At 53.4% G+C, this 16,591-nt stretch carries 14 protein-coding genes and 2 pseudogenes; 3 read left to right on the forward strand and 13 right to left on the reverse strand.

From position 1 onward, the window contains the following. Positions 1-1,260: 1,260 nt before the first annotated feature. Both B6V75_RS18195 and B6V75_RS18530 read right to left on the reverse strand, forming a co-directional pair. Positions 1,261-2,061, reverse strand: a complete 801-nt coding sequence (locus B6V75_RS18195) for an FkbM family methyltransferase (RefSeq protein ID WP_088720647.1) — start codon at positions 2,059-2,061, stop codon at positions 1,261-1,263. A 35-nt stretch (positions 2,062-2,096) separates the two neighbouring features. Next, positions 2,097-2,849: a hypothetical protein gene (locus B6V75_RS18530; protein WP_146735157.1), complete on the reverse strand. Its 753-nt coding sequence runs from the start codon at positions 2,847-2,849 to the stop codon at positions 2,097-2,099. Positions 2,850-3,071: 222 nt separating this feature from the next. On the opposite strand from B6V75_RS18530, the pseudogene B6V75_RS18900 reads away from it, so the two are divergent. Then, a pseudogene (locus B6V75_RS18900) lies at positions 3,072-3,512 on the forward strand (transposase); the annotation flags it as partial. A 247-nt stretch (positions 3,513-3,759) separates the two neighbouring features. Here B6V75_RS18900 and B6V75_RS18205 read toward each other — a convergent pair. Continuing rightward, positions 3,760-3,978, reverse strand: a pseudogene (locus tag B6V75_RS18205) (transposase); the annotation flags it as partial. 444 nt (positions 3,979-4,422) lie between these two features. Here B6V75_RS18205 and B6V75_RS18210 point away from each other — a divergent pair. Continuing rightward, on the forward strand, positions 4,423-5,691 hold the full coding sequence (locus B6V75_RS18210; RefSeq protein WP_088720648.1) for a DUF6538 domain-containing protein: 1,269 nt from the start codon (positions 4,423-4,425) through the stop codon (positions 5,689-5,691). A gap of 13 nt (positions 5,692-5,704) precedes the next feature. Here B6V75_RS18210 and B6V75_RS18215 read toward each other — a convergent pair whose 3' ends face one another. Continuing rightward, the gene (locus B6V75_RS18215; protein WP_088720660.1) at positions 5,705-5,941 is read right to left on the reverse strand and encodes a helix-turn-helix transcriptional regulator; all 237 of its coding nucleotides are present in this window, start codon (positions 5,939-5,941) and stop codon (positions 5,705-5,707) included. 93 nt (positions 5,942-6,034) lie between these two features. Here B6V75_RS18215 and B6V75_RS18220 point away from each other — a divergent pair, with 93 nt between their 5' ends. After that, positions 6,035-6,685 carry a hypothetical protein gene (locus B6V75_RS18220; protein ID WP_146735159.1) on the forward strand — a complete coding sequence of 217 codons (651 nt, stop codon included), beginning with the start codon at positions 6,035-6,037 and terminating at the stop codon, positions 6,683-6,685. A 189-nt stretch (positions 6,686-6,874) separates the two neighbouring features. Here B6V75_RS18220 and B6V75_RS18225 read toward each other — a convergent pair whose 3' ends face one another. The 9 genes from B6V75_RS18225 to B6V75_RS18260 all read right to left on the reverse strand — a co-directional run bounded on the left by B6V75_RS18225 (position 6,875) and on the right by B6V75_RS18260 (position 16,348). Then, complete coding sequence (locus B6V75_RS18225; protein WP_088720650.1) at positions 6,875-8,323, reverse strand: mannose-1-phosphate guanylyltransferase/mannose-6-phosphate isomerase; 1,449 nt, start codon at positions 8,321-8,323, stop codon at positions 6,875-6,877. Between the two features lie 9 nt (positions 8,324-8,332). Further along, positions 8,333-9,304, reverse strand: a complete 972-nt coding sequence (locus tag B6V75_RS18230; RefSeq protein ID WP_088720651.1) for a GDP-L-fucose synthase — start codon at positions 9,302-9,304, stop codon at positions 8,333-8,335. Positions 9,305-9,312: 8 nt separating this feature from the next. Beyond that, on the reverse strand, positions 9,313-10,428 hold the full coding sequence (gene gmd, locus B6V75_RS18235; protein ID WP_088720652.1) for a GDP-mannose 4,6-dehydratase: 1,116 nt from the start codon (positions 10,426-10,428) through the stop codon (positions 9,313-9,315). Between the two features lie 237 nt (positions 10,429-10,665). Next, a complete protein-coding gene (locus tag B6V75_RS18240; protein WP_088720653.1) occupies positions 10,666-11,580 on the reverse strand; it encodes a glycosyltransferase family 2 protein in 915 nt (304 codons plus the stop codon). An 18-nt stretch (positions 11,581-11,598) separates the two neighbouring features. Further along, positions 11,599-12,693, reverse strand: a complete 1,095-nt coding sequence (locus B6V75_RS18540; RefSeq protein WP_146735160.1) for a hypothetical protein — start codon at positions 12,691-12,693, stop codon at positions 11,599-11,601. Positions 12,694-12,755: 62 nt separating this feature from the next. Further along, a complete protein-coding gene (locus B6V75_RS18245; protein WP_088720654.1) occupies positions 12,756-13,316 on the reverse strand; it encodes a hypothetical protein in 561 nt (186 codons plus the stop codon). Then, a complete protein-coding gene (locus B6V75_RS18250; RefSeq protein WP_088720655.1) occupies positions 13,313-14,464 on the reverse strand; it encodes a glycosyltransferase in 1,152 nt (383 codons plus the stop codon). The genes B6V75_RS18245 and B6V75_RS18250 overlap by 4 nt, the downstream gene beginning before the upstream one ends. A gap of 7 nt (positions 14,465-14,471) precedes the next feature. Continuing rightward, on the reverse strand, positions 14,472-14,876 hold the full coding sequence (locus B6V75_RS18255; protein WP_168174515.1) for an acyltransferase: 405 nt from the start codon (positions 14,874-14,876) through the stop codon (positions 14,472-14,474). A 239-nt stretch (positions 14,877-15,115) separates the two neighbouring features. After that, positions 15,116-16,348: a glycosyltransferase family 4 protein gene (locus B6V75_RS18260; protein ID WP_088720657.1), complete on the reverse strand. Its 1,233-nt coding sequence runs from the start codon at positions 16,346-16,348 to the stop codon at positions 15,116-15,118. Positions 16,349-16,591 lie beyond the last annotated feature (243 nt).

Genomic DNA, 16,591 nt, shown 5'->3' on the forward strand with positions numbered 1-16,591 from the left:
GCGTAATGACACCCAGGCGGCTCCCGAAAAGTTGATTATATCTTAAATGTTAGAACTTTTCGCGCAGAGAGTCTACAACGAGTCGGTAAAAGTGGTCTGCTACCGGACGTAGATTCCATATGTTTTATCCGATTGATAATAACCGTTTTAGTCCAGGACGCTGCCCCTGGTGTCGGCTTTAACTGGTACTGTTGTGCCCCCTCCCCACCACCAAATTCGTACACCGACATAAGCTACGAATTGCGGTCTGCTGATCTGGCAGCAGTGCAAGCTTTTCACGATCGCACGCTCATCCTATTACCACGAGCCGAAGGGCGAGGCCGAACAGAACCTCGACCTGATGCGGCAGATCGACCAGCAGTTCCTGAAGACCCCGTTCTTCGGTGTCCGCCAGATGACTTGGCACCTGCGCAGTCCGAGGGGCCGTGCCGCTGTGGGGCCGCGTAAGCCAGCAGGATGGACACTTCGTGAACGAGAAGCGGATAAGCGGCTGTTGCGCCTTATGGGGCTGATGCCGATTTACCTGAAGCCTAACACAAGCAGGCCGGAGAAGGGGCGCAAGACCTATCCCTAGCTGCTACGAGGTCTGCGGGTGGATCGCCCGAACCAAGTCTGGTGTGCGGACATCACCTACCTGCGCATAAGGCGCGGGTTTCTATACCTCGTCGCGATCACGGCCTGGCAGATGCGAAAGGTCTTTGCCAAGCGAATCTCGAACACGCTGGAGGCCGACTTCTGGGTCGAAGCCCCGAACGAAGCCGCCGCCACTTTGGCCCGCCCGAGATCATGCATAACGAGACGCGAAAGCGGTCATTCGGAAAGGGATGACGTTCTACAACTACCAGCGCCCTCACTCAACCCTCGGCGGCAAGCCACCGGCGCTGGTCTATTGACAGAGAAATGATACCAACCAACGCGGTTAGCAGGTGCTACGAGTAGCTTAATTTACATCAGATCCTGTCCAAGAGATGGGGAGTAGCTCACATCGCCACAGCTGGCGCTTCTAGTGGAAGCGCCGCGCGTGACGTCCGGTCGGCATCTTCTTCCAGGTATCGCGGACGGCCTTCAGTTCGATGATCACGGAGTGGTCTCGCTTCGGGGGGGGGGGGGGGCTCCGAAGATTGGCTGATTTCTCCTTGCCGGAAGCGACTATGCTATAGCGCAGCCGCGACCTTCGCGAGGCAGCAGGCTTAGCATATCCGAAAGCCTTTTTTTGTCAGGATAATAGGGGTTCTAAATATATACTCCGCAATCGGAAGGTTATTTCCGCAGAAAAACCACATCACGTTGACCGCTAAGTTTTTCAAGGTCGTCAATTTCCAAATCATGTTCTGATGTGTTCAAGTCTGACATTTTTGTAAAGCCCGCGCTTCGAACTAATTCAATCATAGCCAATCTTTCCTCACGGCTATGCAGTTGACCGTTCCATTCAAGCGCGAACAAATTGCAATTTCTCATGCTGCTAGTGGCTCCGCGCAATACTTCAATTTCCCATCCTTCAACATCCATGAATAAATCAAACGGCTCGTTGTCAGCGATAAAATCATCTAGCCGAACGATCGAAACATCAATTGCCCCAAGGCCAAAGTCCGTTTTAAAAGAGTGTCGACCAACGCTTAGAGGATTGAGGTTAAGTGAGAGCTGACCATTCTCCGCACCCACAGCTACGTTGTGCAGGGAAACTGCGTTGTTATTCAAGAAGTTCGCTTGTAATAATCTAAAATTGTTTGGATCTGGCTCAAAGCAATAAATTTTTTGATATTTTTCAGAGCAGGCTATCATCCGTGCGCTCGTGCCCACGTTGGCCCCTATATTGAGCAATCGGCGGGACTTTGTTTTATGGTTTAGGAAAGACTGCAGCGCCACAGAGCCGAAATACTCGCCCGCAAGAAATGACTCGATGATCGAACGGGAATTTACAGGAATAGCGATATGGCCGTATTTTGTATCGAAGCCTGCGCTCATTATTTTATTTGCTCGCAAAAGTCGAACCAGCTCCCGGTGTTCGCTAGATATCAAACCAAGGGCGGCCCGGATAGATAGTTTTTTAAAAATATTCATGGCGCTCTTTCCTTTTCAAAAAAACTTTAAATCCATCACTCGCCGCTCCACGTGCTCTTTCCGCCAATTATATATTTCTTTATACCAAACTCTTTCCGAAAGCTACGACCGATATCGCTTATCAAGAACTCTGGCCCATTTGAAACTAGTTTATTTTTGAATTTTTTCGTAAATTCTCTCAGCTCCGGATTGTAATCGTTGTAAAGTTGCTTTTCTGGGTCATAAGATGTATTCATAAGTGATGCAGATTGCGCCGCAAAGTTACGCTCGAGAAACGATGGGCTGGTTGTAAAGACTGGTTCCTCTCGCAGAAAAATTCTGCCAAAATTCAATCCTAAAATGCGCCGCCGCTTCCATTTGCAATGGTAAGGCTCACCGATTGGCCAATTTTTTTCTGCTGTCAGGATCGAGACCTGCCGTACGCTCCCGGTAAAATTTGGAAAAATCATTTCTGCAGTAATCTCAGAATTTGCTACCCAGTCATCTTCTAGGTGAAGACAAAAAGGCGAGCGGACAGAACCCCAAAGCCACATAACTGCCCGAGTGAATGATGGAGTGTCAGGTTTTCGAAGAACTGCGTTCGGGAAATACTGTAATATTATTTCTTCTACTTGACGAACCTCAGATTCACCGCCTTGGAACTTGTCGATGTTTGCAAAAACATTCGCAATTTTGAAATTCGAGAAAACGTTTTCCGAAAAGCTCTGCAAGGTTATTTCTAAGAGCGGCGGGCGTGCCCCGCATAACAATAGTAAATCAATCTCCGTAGTCTGACCGGGCTGCTGCATTCGTTATCCTTCATCGCCTTGCGTTCAAAGAGCATGAGGCGGTGGGAAAGTCTACGAAGACATCAATCGCGAAAACCTCACCTCCGTGTGAAGCTCGATAGAGACCGCCAATCTGAGAGGGATTAGCATTGGAGATAGCTCTTGAGCAAGAATTAGCGCACGGGGAAGAATGGCCCTTTGGTTCGTGGACGCCTTCTTCCCTAATTTTGAGCCAAGGAGGCCATGATTGGCAAAGGCAACTTCAGCGATGGGTTCAAGCAGAACGCGGTCGCGCAGATCACCGAGCGGGGTTACGCTGTTGCGGATGTTGTGCAACGGCTCGGGGTGAGCCAACACTCTCTCTATACATGGAAGCGGGAGCTGACACGGATGACGGAGGAGCGCGATGTCCTAAAATAGGGTCGTCATTGGGAGTGCCATTATTCCGGGCGACAATCACGACGCTTATCTCGCCAGAGATGCAAAGTGAGAGACGCGTTCGTGGTCGAGTGTCACGGGCAATTCTCGGTGCGGGCGATGTGCCGGTGCCTGCGCCTCCAGCCGAGCAGCTTCTGAGGCTGGCTGAAGGCTCCGCTGCGCGGGCGGGCCTAAGAAGACAAGCGTCAGACTGAGTCGATCCGGCAAGCCTAGGCCGACAGCTGCAAGGTCTATGGCTATCTCGAGTAGCATGACGATCTGCTCGATCAGGGCGAGTGCATCTGCCAGAAGCGTGTTGCGGGGCTGGCCAACTCGTTCTGGATGCGAGTTCCGTCCGTGAACAAGCTAATTGGGACCGGAGCGTGCGCGTCTCATCATGGCCAGGCTGGAAAACAGCCCACTCGCGAGAGACCAGATACATTTATGCACCCTGAACGTCCTCAGGAGAAACCTTGCAAAGGCGGGGCGAACCTTACATTTTGGCGGATGACGTCTGCAACATCTCGCGGTCGAGCGTCAGGCCGTCTACTATCCTCTTCAGATGGGCGCTCTCGTCCTCGAGTTGCTTCAGCTGCCGCATCTCATCCGGCAGCAACCCGCCGTTTCGCTTCTTCCAGTTGAAGTAGGTCGCGTGGCAGATTCCGGCCTTGCGGCAAATCTCCGCGACCGGCGTGTCTTCTTCCCTCCGTGAATTTGGGTGCCTTCCTGCGATTTCGCTCCTCTCCCAGCCATTAAAGCATCGCAGAAAACTCTAGCTTCAAAAGCTCCAGTTCTCAGGGAGCAGAGCAACTTGAGGGCGGACAATGAAGCTAATGAAGTTCACGGACAAGCTGACCATAGGCATCTTGGTCTTGTCGTTGATCGGACCGATGGCGGGAATAGTGGTCGGCAACTGATAGTCTGGCAGGTCGGATGACGCTCGACCGCCCGGGCCTCGAACTCGTCGTGCTGACGGACAAGGTTTCTGCCTTCGGCAAGGAGTAGGCGGAGGATGCGAACGGAGTCGGAATTCCTCTCCGACATATCCACCTCGATTTTCAAGTAGAGTTCGTGTCTAAATGAAGATAAATCAATTATTTAAGTCGAATTTGATTCCCTAGGGAAGGCGTTCGTGCTACACATTGTGATACACAAGGCTCTTTCCCGGAGGTGTGCGATGAATATCACCAAGCGCGGCGAAATTTGGCATCTGCGTCGGCGGGTTCCCAAGGGGTATGCCTCCGTCGATCCGCGCCGCGAAGTGGTGATCAGCCTTCGGACGGGGTCAGAGGAGGTGGCGCGACAGAAGGCCCCGGTGCTCTGGGCCGAGCAGGTCGAGGTCTGGGAGGCGATGCTCGATGGCGACACGGAAGACGCGGAGGCGCGGTTTGCTGCGGTCAAGCGGTTTGCGAAGGCGCGAGGCTATCGGTTTCTCGAGGCGCGCAAGGTGGCGCGTCTGCCCGTGCAAGAGTTGCTCGCGCGTATCGATCTGGTTGCCAGTGACGAGATGCGCGATCCGATCGGGGCAGACTCCCTTTTGGGTGGGGCGGAACTGCCGTTGATCACCGTATCGCGGGCGCTTGAGCTATTCTGGGGGCTCGCGCGTGATAAGACCTTGGGCAAGAGTGCGGATCAGGTTCGGCGCTGGCGTTACCCGCATATAAAGGCGGTGCAGAATTTCGTCTCGGTTGTCGGTGACAAGCCGCTTGATGATCTGACGCGCGATGATTTCCTCGATTTCCGCGACTGGTGGGCAGAGCGGATGGCGTGCGAAGGGCTCACGGCGAATTCCGCGAACAAGGATCTGACGCATCTCAGTGCGGTCTTGAAGCGCGTGAACCGCGACAAGCGGCTCGGGCTCGAGCTGCCGCTCGAGGATCTAGGCTTCCGGCAAGGGAAAGCGGCGCGGCGGCCGTCCTTCTCGGACGACTGGACACGGGACCGCTTGCTGGCGCCGGGTGCGCTTGATGGGCTGGAGCCGCAGGCGAGGGCGATCTTGCTGGTGATGGTGAATACCGGGCTGCGTCCGAGCGAAATCGCGGCGCTACGGCCCGAGGAGATCCGGCTCGAGGATCCGATCCCGCATCTGCTCCTTCAGCCGATCGGACGGGTTTTAAAGACGCAGAATGCGGAGCGCGTCATGCCGCTGCACGGGGTGTCGCTCGAGGCGATGCGCGCGTTCCCGAATGGGTTTTCGCGTTACCGCGAAAGCTCGGCCACGCTGAGTGCCACCGTGAACACCTATCTGCGGGATGCTGATCTCCTCGAGAGCGACAGGCATTCTCTCTACAGTCTGCGGCATGCGTTTGAGGATCGGATGCTTGCCGCCGGGATCGATGAGCGGATCCGGCGTGATGTGATGGGACATGCTCTGGGGCGCGAGCGCTATGGGGAGGGTGGCCGGTTGGCGACGATTGCGGAACTGCTCGAGCCCATCGCGTTCTGAGCCGAGTGAGCGATCAGCTCCGCAGTTTCACCTTGAGCAGATTAGCGGGGTCGATTTCGAGTGCCTGCGCGAGGCGCCAGACATTGTCGATGGAGATATTCTGCTCGCTACGCTCCACGGCGCTCAAATAGGTTCTGTTGAGACCAGATTCGAGCGCTAGACGTTCCTGCGACCATCCACGCTCTGCGCGAAGTGATCTGAGGTTGCTTGCGAGCGTGTCGCGCAGAGGGCTTTTCGGCGTCCGTTTCACCCCCTTGCAATCGCGCAATGTTGGTTTTAGCTCTACCTGTTATAAGAGACATTCGTGCGCTCGCTGATACATTCTTGCAAAGGGACCACCTCGATGACCGCAACTGAAATCGACCCGAGTTTTCTGCTCATTTCCGATCGCGAGATGTATGTTCATCGTGATCTCAGTCTTGCAGGGTCACTCGGCGATGGGTTTGTCTATCGCCGTATCAAGAACATGCTGGCGGACCCCTTGCTACGTCCGCTCCTCGAGCTGTTGGAGAATGGTGCGACGAGCTACGAAGGCGCGCTCAAACTCAAAGGGCGCGGTTTCCTCGAGACCCGGTCGATGACCGCGCGGCGAGGCCCGTTCAAGGAAAAAGAGTTGCAGTATGTCGTGCTGACGGATGAGGCTTGCAGCTATGCCCATCGCTGGCTCTTCGGGAGGGCGGAGGGGCCTGAGCCGGATCTCGATCCGGCGGAGTCCCTGCTGAAGGCAATTCGGCGCTATCTCGTTGTCGACGCCGGTTCTGGTATCGTGGTGGGGCGAGATGTGCTGGAGGTCGCGATCGATCTCGATGATATGAAAATCTTGGGGCGCCTTGTGCATCTGGACTATGGACTTCGTCAACTTTCGGATCCTGGTTTCAGTGACCCGGTTTCCGAGGCGGATTGGATGGAAGCTCGCGCGTATTGGTCCGGGGCGGATAGTGACGACCGGGTTGGGGCCGCTATCGTATCCTTCGAATCGTCCGAACTCCCGTGAGTGTTCTCGCGAGGGGGGCAGCAGGACTTCATCTACAGACAGAGTGTCAGTTTTTCTTTCCTTCTGTCGCGTTGCGATAGAAAGATATTCCAACAAAAAAGCCGCGACTATGATGGTCGCGGCTCTTGCTTTTTTGTTCAAGAATTTCGAAGCGTTGATGCTACCTTGCCCTCGGAAGCGGCGCCACCGTTACCCCTTCGCGCCCTGCCCGCGTGCATAGACATCCTCATAGCGGATGATGTCATCTTCGCCGAGATAGCTGCCGGTCTGCACTTCGATCAGGGTCAGGGGCACCTTTCCCGGGTTCTCCATACGATGGACGGCACCGAGCGGGATATAGACGGACTGGTTCTCGGTCACGAGCTTCACCTCGTCATCAATCGTCACCTTCGCCGTCCCCTCCACGACAATCCAGTGTTCGGCGCGGTGATGATGGCTTTGCAGACTCAGTGCCGCGCCGGGGTGGACGTGGATCCGCTTCACCTGGAAACGCTGGCCGACGACGAGGCTTTCATACCAACCCCAGGGGCGGAAGTCGCGGGGCAGGGTCTCTGCTTGTGTGGCTCCCTTGGCCTTCAGCTCGGCGACAGCTTTCTTCACGTCCTGCGCGCGATCCTTGTGGGCGACAAGAACCGCATCGGGCATGGCGACCGCAATGATATCCTCGAGCCCGATCCCGACCAGTTCCTGCGCGTTATCCGTCGAATGCAGGAGCGTATCGCGGCAGTCGATGGCGGTGGCGGGGCCGGTCGCGACGATACCATACTCGTCCGGCTCTTGCTCACGCCAGACAGCCTGCCAGTCGCCCAAGTCCGACCACGCGCCACCATAGGGCACGACGGTCAGATTGTCGGCGCGCTCCATCACCGCGTAGTCGATCGAGATGTCTTCAAGCTTCGCCCAGGGCTCGCGCGAGAGCCGGGTAAAGGCGAGATCGCGCTCGGCGGCGTCGACGGCAGCCTTGGTCAGCGTGAGAGTCTCGGGCGCGTGTTTGGCAAAGGCTTCAAGGATCACCGAGGTCGAGAACAGGAAGATGCCCGCATTCCAGAGATGCATGCCACCCTCGAGCAGCGTCTCGGCCTTGGCCAGATCGGGCTTTTCGACGAAGGATTTCAGCGGTTGTGGGGTTGCGGAGAATTCCGGGTCCGGGGCTTCGCTCAACTCCAACCATCCGTAGCCGGTCTCGGGGCGATCGGGGCGGATGCCGAAGGTGACCAACTGTCCGGCCGCTACCGCGCCCGCGGCCGCTTCGACCGCCGCACGGAAGCGCGCAGGATCAGGGATGACGTGATCGGATGGCGCTATCAGCATGAGCGCCCCCGGCTCCCGAGCTTCCAGCACCAGCGCACCCGCGCAGATCGCCGCGGCGGTGTTCCGCGCGGATGGCTCGATGAGAATATCGGCGGGTGCGATTTCGAGTGCGGCCAGTTGCTCGATCACGACGAAGCGGAAATCTGCGCCGGTAATCACCGAAGGGGCTGCGAAGCCGTCACCCGCGAGCCGCTTGGCCGAGGCCTGGAACAGGCTTTCCTCGCCCATCAGGTTGACGAATTGCTTGGGGTAGCTCTTGCGCGAGAGCGGCCAGAGCCGCGTGCCCGAGCCGCCGCAGAGGAGGACGGGGTGGATCGTCTTGCTCATAAATCCCTCTCAGGTTCTGGCTTTGTCGGCATTGTCGAGGAACCAGCGATAGGTCTCGGCGATCCCGTCTTCGAGGCCGATGCGCGCCTGCCAGCCCATCGCTTTCAGGCGGCTGACATCCATCAGCTTGCGCATCGTGCCATCGGGCTTCGACGGGTCGGTCGCGACCCGTCCCTCGAAGCCGGTCACCGTCGCAACCATCTGCGCCAGCTCCAGGATCGAGATATCGGTGCCCGAGCCCACGTTGATATGGCTCAGCATTGGATCGGTATTCGCGTCGTAGTCGCCCTTGGGAAGGTCGAGCACGAAGAGCGAGGCCTCGGCCATGTCGTCGACATGCAGGAACTCACGCCGCGGCGTGCCGGTGCCCCAGATCGTGACCTCCTCGAGCCCATCGCGCGCCGCTTCGTGGAAGCGCCGGATCAGGGCAGGGAGCACGTGGCTGTTCTGCGGGTGGAAGTTGTCGCCCGGCCCGTAGAGGTTCGTGGGCATCACGGAGCGGTAATCGACGCCATGCTGCCGGTTGTAGCTCTCGCAGAGTTTGATCCCGGCGATCTTGGCTATCGCATAGGGCTCGTTCGTGGGCTCGAGCGGACCGGTCAGTAGCGCATCCTCTGCCATCGGCTGCGGGGCGGACTTGGGGTAGATGCAGGAGGAGCCGAGCTGCAGGAGCTTCGTGACCCCGGCCGCGAAGGCCTGGTGGATCACGTTGGCCTCGATCATCAGGTTTTCGTAGATGAACTCGGCCGGGTAGGTGTTGTTCGCATGGATCCCACCCACCTTGGCGGCAGCAAGGATCACCACATCGGGACGCTCCGTCTGTATGAAGTCGCGCACCGCTCCCTGATCGGTCAGGTCGAGTTCAGAATGCGTGCGGGTGATCAGCTCGAGCGCCTCACCCTTGGCCTTGCGCGCCTCCAGCTGGCGCAGTATCGCGCCGCCCACCATGCCGCGATGGCCTGCGATGTAGATCTTGGTCATGGCGCGCCTCATTCCACCGAGACCGGCAGGTCCAGCCCGTGTTCTTTCAGAAGCGCATAGCGCCGCGCAGCCTTATGGTCCTCTGCGACCATCTCGGCACACATCTCCTGCGCGGTGATTTCGGGCACCCAACCGAGCTTCTCCTTGGCTTTGGTCGGGTCACCCAGCAGCGTGTCCACCTCGGCGGGACGAAAGTAACGCGGATCGATCCGCATAACGACATCGCCGGGCTTTAAAGCGGGTGCCTTGTCACCTTTGATGGAGGCAACTGTCGCGATCTCTTCAGTGCCAGTGCCCGAGAATTCCAGCGCGATCCCCAATTCCCGCGCACTCCAGGTGATGAATTCACGCACAGAATACTGCTTTCCGGTGGCGATCACGAAATCCTCCGGCGTGTCCTGTTGCAGCATCATCCACTGCATCCGGACGTAATCCTTCGCGTGGCCCCAGTCGCGCAAGGAGTCAATGTTGCCCATGTAGAGGCACGGCTCGAGTCCCATGGCGATGTTCGACAGGCCGCGGGTGATCTTGCGGGTGACGAAGGTTTCGCCGCGGCGGGGCGACTCGTGGTTAAACAGGATCCCGTTGCAGGCATACATTCCATAGGCCTCGCGGTAGTTCACCGCGATCCAGTAGGCGTAAAGTTTGGCGACCGCGTAGGGCGAGCGCGGGTGGAAAGGCGTGGTCTCCTTTTGCGGGGTTTCTTGGACTAGGCCGTAGAGTTCGGAGGTCGAAGCTTGGTAAAATCGGGTTTTCTTCTCGAGCCCAAGGAAACGGATTGCTTCGAGCAATCGTAATGTGCCGATTGCATCGACATCGGCCGTATATTCCGGCGCTTCGAAAGAAACCGCAACGTGGCTCTGCGCCCCAAGGTTATAAACCTCGTCCGGCTCGATATCACGGATCAGGCGGGTGAGGTTCGAGGTGTCCGACAGGTCGCCGTAGTGAAGCTTCATCTGCGCGTGGTTGCTGTGCGGATCCTCGTAGATGTGATCGATTCGCTGGGTATTGAAAAGAGAAGCGCGGCGCTTGATGCCGTGAACTTCGTAGCCTTTCTCCAACAGAAATTCTGCAAGATAAGAACCATCTTGGCCGGTGATTCCCGTTATCAGAGCTTTTTTCATTTCGGATCCTCGAAGCCGGAATTTTAGAGAGTGGTGTGCGCGGTTTTTTTTGCTGCAAGGCACAGATGTTCAATACCAAAAAATCGAACCGAAGCCCTGGCTTTGGGAAATTATGGTTGTCGTAATGCAGCCTAGTCAGAAAGAATTAAGTGTCGGGTGAGCGGAGAAATGATAGAAATATTGATTGCATATAAGAGATTCAAAACCGCTTCGTTTCCGCAAGACTCGAATGGACGCTCAATTAGAGGCGCCGCGCTCGGAGACGTCAATGCCTAAGATATCCTCGATCGCATCCGATGGTGAGCACCTACAGGTCTCAATCTTCTTGCAGACTTCTGTCATCTTTGCGTCAACAAGAAAGCGGTACCAGAAGCCCTGCAAAAAGTGAAAGGCGAGGCCCTCAAATCCATCTAGGAAACCCAGCCTAAACAGATAACGGTAGAAAAAATAAATCGCGGCTCGAAATCCAATTGGGAAGTTTAAATATATTTTCTCCTTGAGCCACCGCTTAATTCCAGCCTGCCCTCTCCCGAGGCTTAGTTTTTCCTCGCTCTTTAGGCCGAACTTCGAATGTACTAAGTCGACTACCTCCCGACTCGAGTATGTGTTGTGTTTCTGCGTCCACCAACTAAGAGAATTCAAGTTGTCGTCAAGAATTTCTCCTGTAAGGTTATGAACGTTGCCGGAAACCACGATGTGCTCATCCATCCATCGATCTTCACAAGTTCCGTATCCATAGCGAAAAATTCTTAAAACTTTAACAGGGAAAACGCCGCCATGTCGAATAATGCGACCAAGAAAAGTCATTCGGCGATTAACAGTGAAACCCTTAAAATCATGATGAGGCGCGGATAAGAGTTGGACAATCTGTTCCCTGAGCGAGGGGGAAACAATCTCATCCGCGTCAAGTCGAAAGACCCAATCTGTATCGCTTGGAAGTTGCGAGAGCGCCCAATTGAATTGCTTGGCTTGAGTAACGAAAGGATGACATAGAATGGTCGCCCCAAGATCCTCGGCTATCTGTCGAGTTCGATCAGTTGATTCTGAATCGACAACAAGAACTTTATCCGCAATCCCATGTAAGGAATTGATCGCACGGGCAATGTGTCTCTCTTCGTTAAAGGTCAGTATGATTGCTGTTAATTTAAGCACTCAATCCTCTCCCCCACGCTAACGCGATGAGCGATACGAAAAATCGCAAAAAATCGCAAACAGAAAAATAGAGTTTATGTAGATAGTCGAATTAACAAGTGACGCCACGAGTAAGGCCGATCGAATTTCATTTGAGCGAACAGATTTAAGCGTTGCGGTCCAAATCAAGACGGAGCCGATAATTCCAAAGTTCACAAAAACCCGCAAAAAGTCATTGTGAAATGCCAATCCAGTGAATCCATCGGACGCTCGAGAGCTGAGGAGCCAGGCAACCACCGATGCGTGTTTTGGGAAATATTCATAAATTTCACTTAGAGGCTGACCAACTCCGTATCCGAAAAGAAAATCCGACGCATCTGCGGTTGAAAATATGTAGTTGATCCCTGCGAATGTAAGCTGGAAACGATCAATGCTATAAATATCGAGTAAATCCCTGCCTCGGAAATCGAGCGCATAAAAATAAAGCGAAATCACGAAAATTAGAGAAATGGGAAGGACGAGGATGACACGTCGTAGAGAAGGAAGGCCGTTCTTGCTGACGTATCGCGTGATCAGTCCCGCCATCAGTGAGGCAATGCCGGTCGAGCTTCCTAACCATAAAATGAATCCTAGAATTATAGCGCGACGAGTCTTGTTTGTGTCTATAATGAAGATGAATGAAAGAACGACCGACATGTATATTGAAATCATTCCAGTCCAACTAATCTTATCGATAAATCGGAATGACCCTTGTGCCGCAATCAATAGCACAAAGTTCAAAGCTATCATGGTAAGGGATAGTGCCTTGATATTTGGTATGATTCTATTCGATCGAGTTATCGCGTTGAGAGCTATGAGAGAAAGCAAAAGAATCGATATCTTGGCTTCAGCAAAAAAAATCAGATCGTTCGCACGATTGCTCCAGGAATCAACGCTCATGATCAATGCCCAAATCGACGCAGCAATAGCCCACAGATCTCTGGAAGTAACGCGAAGATGACTTTCAAAACGAAATAGGGTGATCAAGAAGCCGAGAAGAAGAAGCACGGCTAGGCTCGCCAATCCAATTACTTGAGGCGGAACACAGATGGCAACTATTGCCAGAAGTAGTGCGCTGTATTTCGAATTACTCAACTTGAGTCCCCCGAAACCTGCTTGCCTGCGATTCTCCAGAACGGAAGTTGTCGGCCATTTGTTCAAGAGGTTGTTCCAATTTTTCGAGCAGGATTTCCTGCCACAATCACTTGCTCAGGAACATTTCTAACAACGACGGCACGTGCACCAACTACTGAATGCCTTCCTACTGAAACATCCGGCCCAATGAAGGCATCCGCGCAGATCCATGCATCATCATCGATTTTAATTTTGGATTTAATTAAGGGACGATCTGCTTTGCTGATATCGTGCGTTCCGGCACAGAGGTGGGCGCCTTGCGACACGGTGGCGCGAGCTCCAATATTAATTGGTCCTAAAGCATATAGGATAACACCATCCCCGACGGCACAATATTCGCCAAACGTGAGATTCCATGGAATAATAATTTTCACACTCGGATAAATATGAGAGCCTTTGCCAACTTTGGCGCCGAATGCTTTCAAAATCCAACGACGCCAAAACCAAAATATGCGAGGGCTCAGCCGAAAAGCTGGCCAAGCAAGGGCCCACAGTAATCTCAGGAGTTTTTGTCTCGGACTCCACTTTGTTGCGTCGCGATTTCCTGCAACATCAATAGAAGGCGCTTTTCTTTCAGAATTCATAAGTAGACAAATTCAGGTTTTTCTGCGTCGCCACGGCACCAGTCATAGACGGCAGCCATGTCCGCGGCGACATTATTCCACGAAAAATCCCTTTCCATCCATTTCCTTCCTTTCATCCCCATTTCGGAAAGCTTCTGAATAGGATGATCCATCGCTTCGGTCAGCGCAGCTGCAATATCGTTAGGGTTGTGATCGACCCACCAACCGCACCCCTCTCTCTCCATTCCTTCCCAGGGTGCTCCTTTCGTGCATATTACTGGTGTTCCGTGGGCAAGTGCCTCTGCAACCACCATGCCGAAGTTCTCATGACGCGTAGGCAGCACGAACAGATCGGCTGAGGCGTAGGCGTCTTGCTTCTCATTACCATAGATAGCGCCTTTAAAAAAAACTCGAGACAGGCCGAGCGAAGCGACAACAGATTTGAGTTCTTCTGTATGTCCCTTCTCGGACGGGCCCACGATATGAAGCTGCCAATCAACATTCTCAGCCTCAATCTTTGCCCAAGCATGTATAAGGCGCTCTATACCCTTTTTGGGATGAATGCGCCCGAGGCACAAAACGGTGCGGCGCGCGCGGTCTCCATTTTTTAATTGAAATGGTGGAATGTCTATCCCATTTGGGATGATCGCCACTGGCGCTGTCAAACCAGCCGACCTGATATCATCAAGTTCGGCGTATGAGGTTGCGTGAAAACAACTTGTCGGCTTGAGAGCATCGGCTTGACGGAGTGTCCAAAAAAATTTCTTTGAATACGCCGAAAAGCTGAGTGCAGCATCCCCGAGCATACCTCGCGGAGAGATAACCAATGGCGAACGGGCGCGACGGGCGGCATGCCCGGGATAAATATTGGGCATTCGCCAAAGACCGTGCACATGAAGAACAGCGCCTCTTTCTGCAGCTAAAATCATGGCTTTCTTAAAATCTTTTGAGTATCCAAGTTTGCTCAAGGCCGGGATCCGAGAGTAATCTCTTTTGAATGTGGTATTGAGCGAAGAAACGCTCGAGTCTACCTCTCGCGCATTTGAAAGGCTAAAAATTTTTGAATCTTGGCCAGCGTCCGAAAGAGCCTCAGCTAGGCGTTTTACCGAATAGCTGGGACCAGCAGCCTCTTCAACTATAGATTCGACAATTTGAATGACTTCTGCCACGATAGCCTCAGATTTCCTTAGTTAGATGATTTTTTGCGCGCTCGCTGCGGATGTACAGGATTTTTGCAGGGATTCCTGCAACAACGGCCCCTGCTGGAATGTTTCGTGTAACAACTGACCCTGCGGCGATTACGGCACCTTTTCCGATCTCGGTGCAGCTGGCCATGATTATTGAGCGAGCGCCGATCCAAACATTTTCGCCTATTGTCTTATCACACAGTGTTGGGCTAGATCTCGGGTCTAGTCCGTGATCGTGAGTATATATAAGCGCACCTTCTGAAATTAACGTATGATTTCCAATTGAAAGCATGCCTGAATGATCCAAGTGAACGCCAGAGTTCACTTGAACATTGTTTCCAAAAAACAGGGCGCGTCCAGTTCCGTCTGCAGTAAAATCAGCACCAGAAGACACTAAGCAATTCTCTCCGAAATTTATTCGAATCGGTTCTCGAATATATGCGCCGAACTGGATTCGGGTGCCTGAACCAAAGGAGTTGCAGGAAAATCTATATGCTAGGGTTGTTAATATAGATCCTATGCGACGTCCAAAAGCGCGAAGTATTCTTAAGGGTGCTAGGATAGGGCCGCCGAGCCGAGGTGGTAGCATTGGTTGAGTCCTCGCTTTTCAGTATAAACTACCTGTCGAAAAAACTATGAGAATAGGCACTGAAAAAGTCGCTCCTCGAACATTTTCCAGTCCATAGACTGCGCAAGGAGCCTTGCGGCCTCGGACATCCTTCGACGTTTTTCTCTATCCTCAATTATTTCCTCAATCGCGTTTGCGAGTGCGGTTGGGCTTCGAGATTCTATTAACCTTCCTTCAACCCCATCTCGAATTACGGAGCCTGACTCAAATGTCGTCACGACAGGAACTCCCGCGCCAATAGCTTCGTATGTTACACCCGCAGAGCCTTCAACCAAACTTGGAAACGCAAATACGTCCGCCTCCGAAAATAGCTTTCGCATTTCGGTAGTGTTTTTTCTCCCAAGATAACGGACATTGGGTGGTATAGTATTCTTTTGCACTGCTTCAGATGCACTGCCTGCCACGAAGAAATCATAGGCGCGCCCACGCTTGTTTAAAATATCTGCAGCAGCGCTAAGTGTATGTATTCCTTTTCGCAGATCGGCCTTCCCTGCAAAAAAAACTCTTCCCTTTACGGGGTTTGGAGTGATTGAGAGCCACTTGGGGTTCACGGCATATGGCAAGAGACGAATTTTTACTGGATCGACGCCAAAGTTGTGAACAAGATCGTCTCGAACGAAATGCGAAGGACAAAGGAATATATCGGTGGCGCCAACAACGGATTCCATAACTGAGTGTAAATTGAAATTCGTCAAAGGTTGAGGGGATTCCATATACGACGTATCCCAATGGGGGTTGCTAAGTTTTTCTTGGCGAACGATTCGTTCTACCGACGGAGCAATATTTACGTCCGTGACCGTCGTAAGACCTTTCTTCTTCGCAGCAACTTGAAGATCTATTCCTTCGCCGAGCTGAACTAACAAATGGGTTGCGGCTCCAAAGCCGCGTCTTGCCATCTTTTTACTTGCATTCTTGTGCGCAAAGAAAATTCTTCGAACTCGCTCCGGGTCACTTTCACTCCGATCCAGGGCGCGTTTCATTTCTAAAAACCAGGAAGTGAAAACATGAGTTTTTTGAAGAACTTCTGGAGGAGGCGTTCGGACCGATAGATCCATCTGACGCACAGATCTCGAAACTTTTTTCAACGGTGTAAGCAATCGGCCGGGACCTCGTCCAATGCACATATCCGTATAGAAAGCTTCTAGACGTCCACGCCGTGCAAGGGCGGCAGGAATTGCATATTGGCGTCTGCCACCATGCTGTACCACAAGAACTTTAGCGTCGTGTACTTCTACCATTCTGCTTCTTTCAATTCCCAACCTTTATTCTTCGTGACGAGAAGCGATACACAGAAAGCATTGCGCTTCGAGTGTGCAAAAAATGACTTCAGGAAATTAAGATTCCGCTTCAAGAATATCGATATTTTATGCCGTCAGGCCTTACCGCCCGACCGCCACGTAATCCTCGAAGCCCGCCTTCCTGACGTCCTTCTCGGAGTAGATGTTGCGCAGGTCGGCCATGCGCGCGGTCTCCATCGTCGC

Source organism: Thioclava sp. F1Mire-8, from assembly GCF_002213165.1.
GTDB classification, from domain to species: Bacteria; Pseudomonadota; Alphaproteobacteria; order Rhodobacterales; family Rhodobacteraceae; genus Thioclava; species Thioclava nitratireducens.

Excerpts from the sequence above, each read along its gene's own strand:
- B6V75_RS18220 (WP_146735159.1), top strand. The coding sequence starts at position 6,035 with ATGACCGCAACTGAAATCGACCCGAGTTTTCTGCTCATTTCCGATCGC.
- B6V75_RS18230 (WP_088720651.1), bottom strand. The coding sequence starts at position 9,304 with ATGACCAAGATCTACATCGCAGGCCATCGCGGCATGGTGGGCGGCGCG.
- B6V75_RS18195 (WP_088720647.1), bottom strand. The coding sequence starts at position 2,061 with ATGAATATTTTTAAAAAACTATCTATCCGGGCCGCCCTTGGTTTGATA.
- B6V75_RS18260 (WP_088720657.1), bottom strand. The coding sequence starts at position 16,348 with ATGGTAGAAGTACACGACGCTAAAGTTCTTGTGGTACAGCATGGTGGC.
- gmd (WP_088720652.1), bottom strand. The coding sequence starts at position 10,428 with ATGAAAAAAGCTCTGATAACGGGAATCACCGGCCAAGATGGTTCTTAT.
- B6V75_RS18245 (WP_088720654.1), bottom strand. The coding sequence starts at position 13,316 with ATGAATTCTGAAAGAAAAGCGCCTTCTATTGATGTTGCAGGAAATCGC.
- B6V75_RS18210 (WP_088720648.1), top strand. The coding sequence starts at position 4,423 with ATGAATATCACCAAGCGCGGCGAAATTTGGCATCTGCGTCGGCGGGTT.
- B6V75_RS18225 (WP_088720650.1), bottom strand. The coding sequence starts at position 8,323 with ATGAGCAAGACGATCCACCCCGTCCTCCTCTGCGGCGGCTCGGGCACG.
- B6V75_RS18530 (WP_146735157.1), bottom strand. The coding sequence starts at position 2,849 with ATGCAGCAGCCCGGTCAGACTACGGAGATTGATTTACTATTGTTATGC.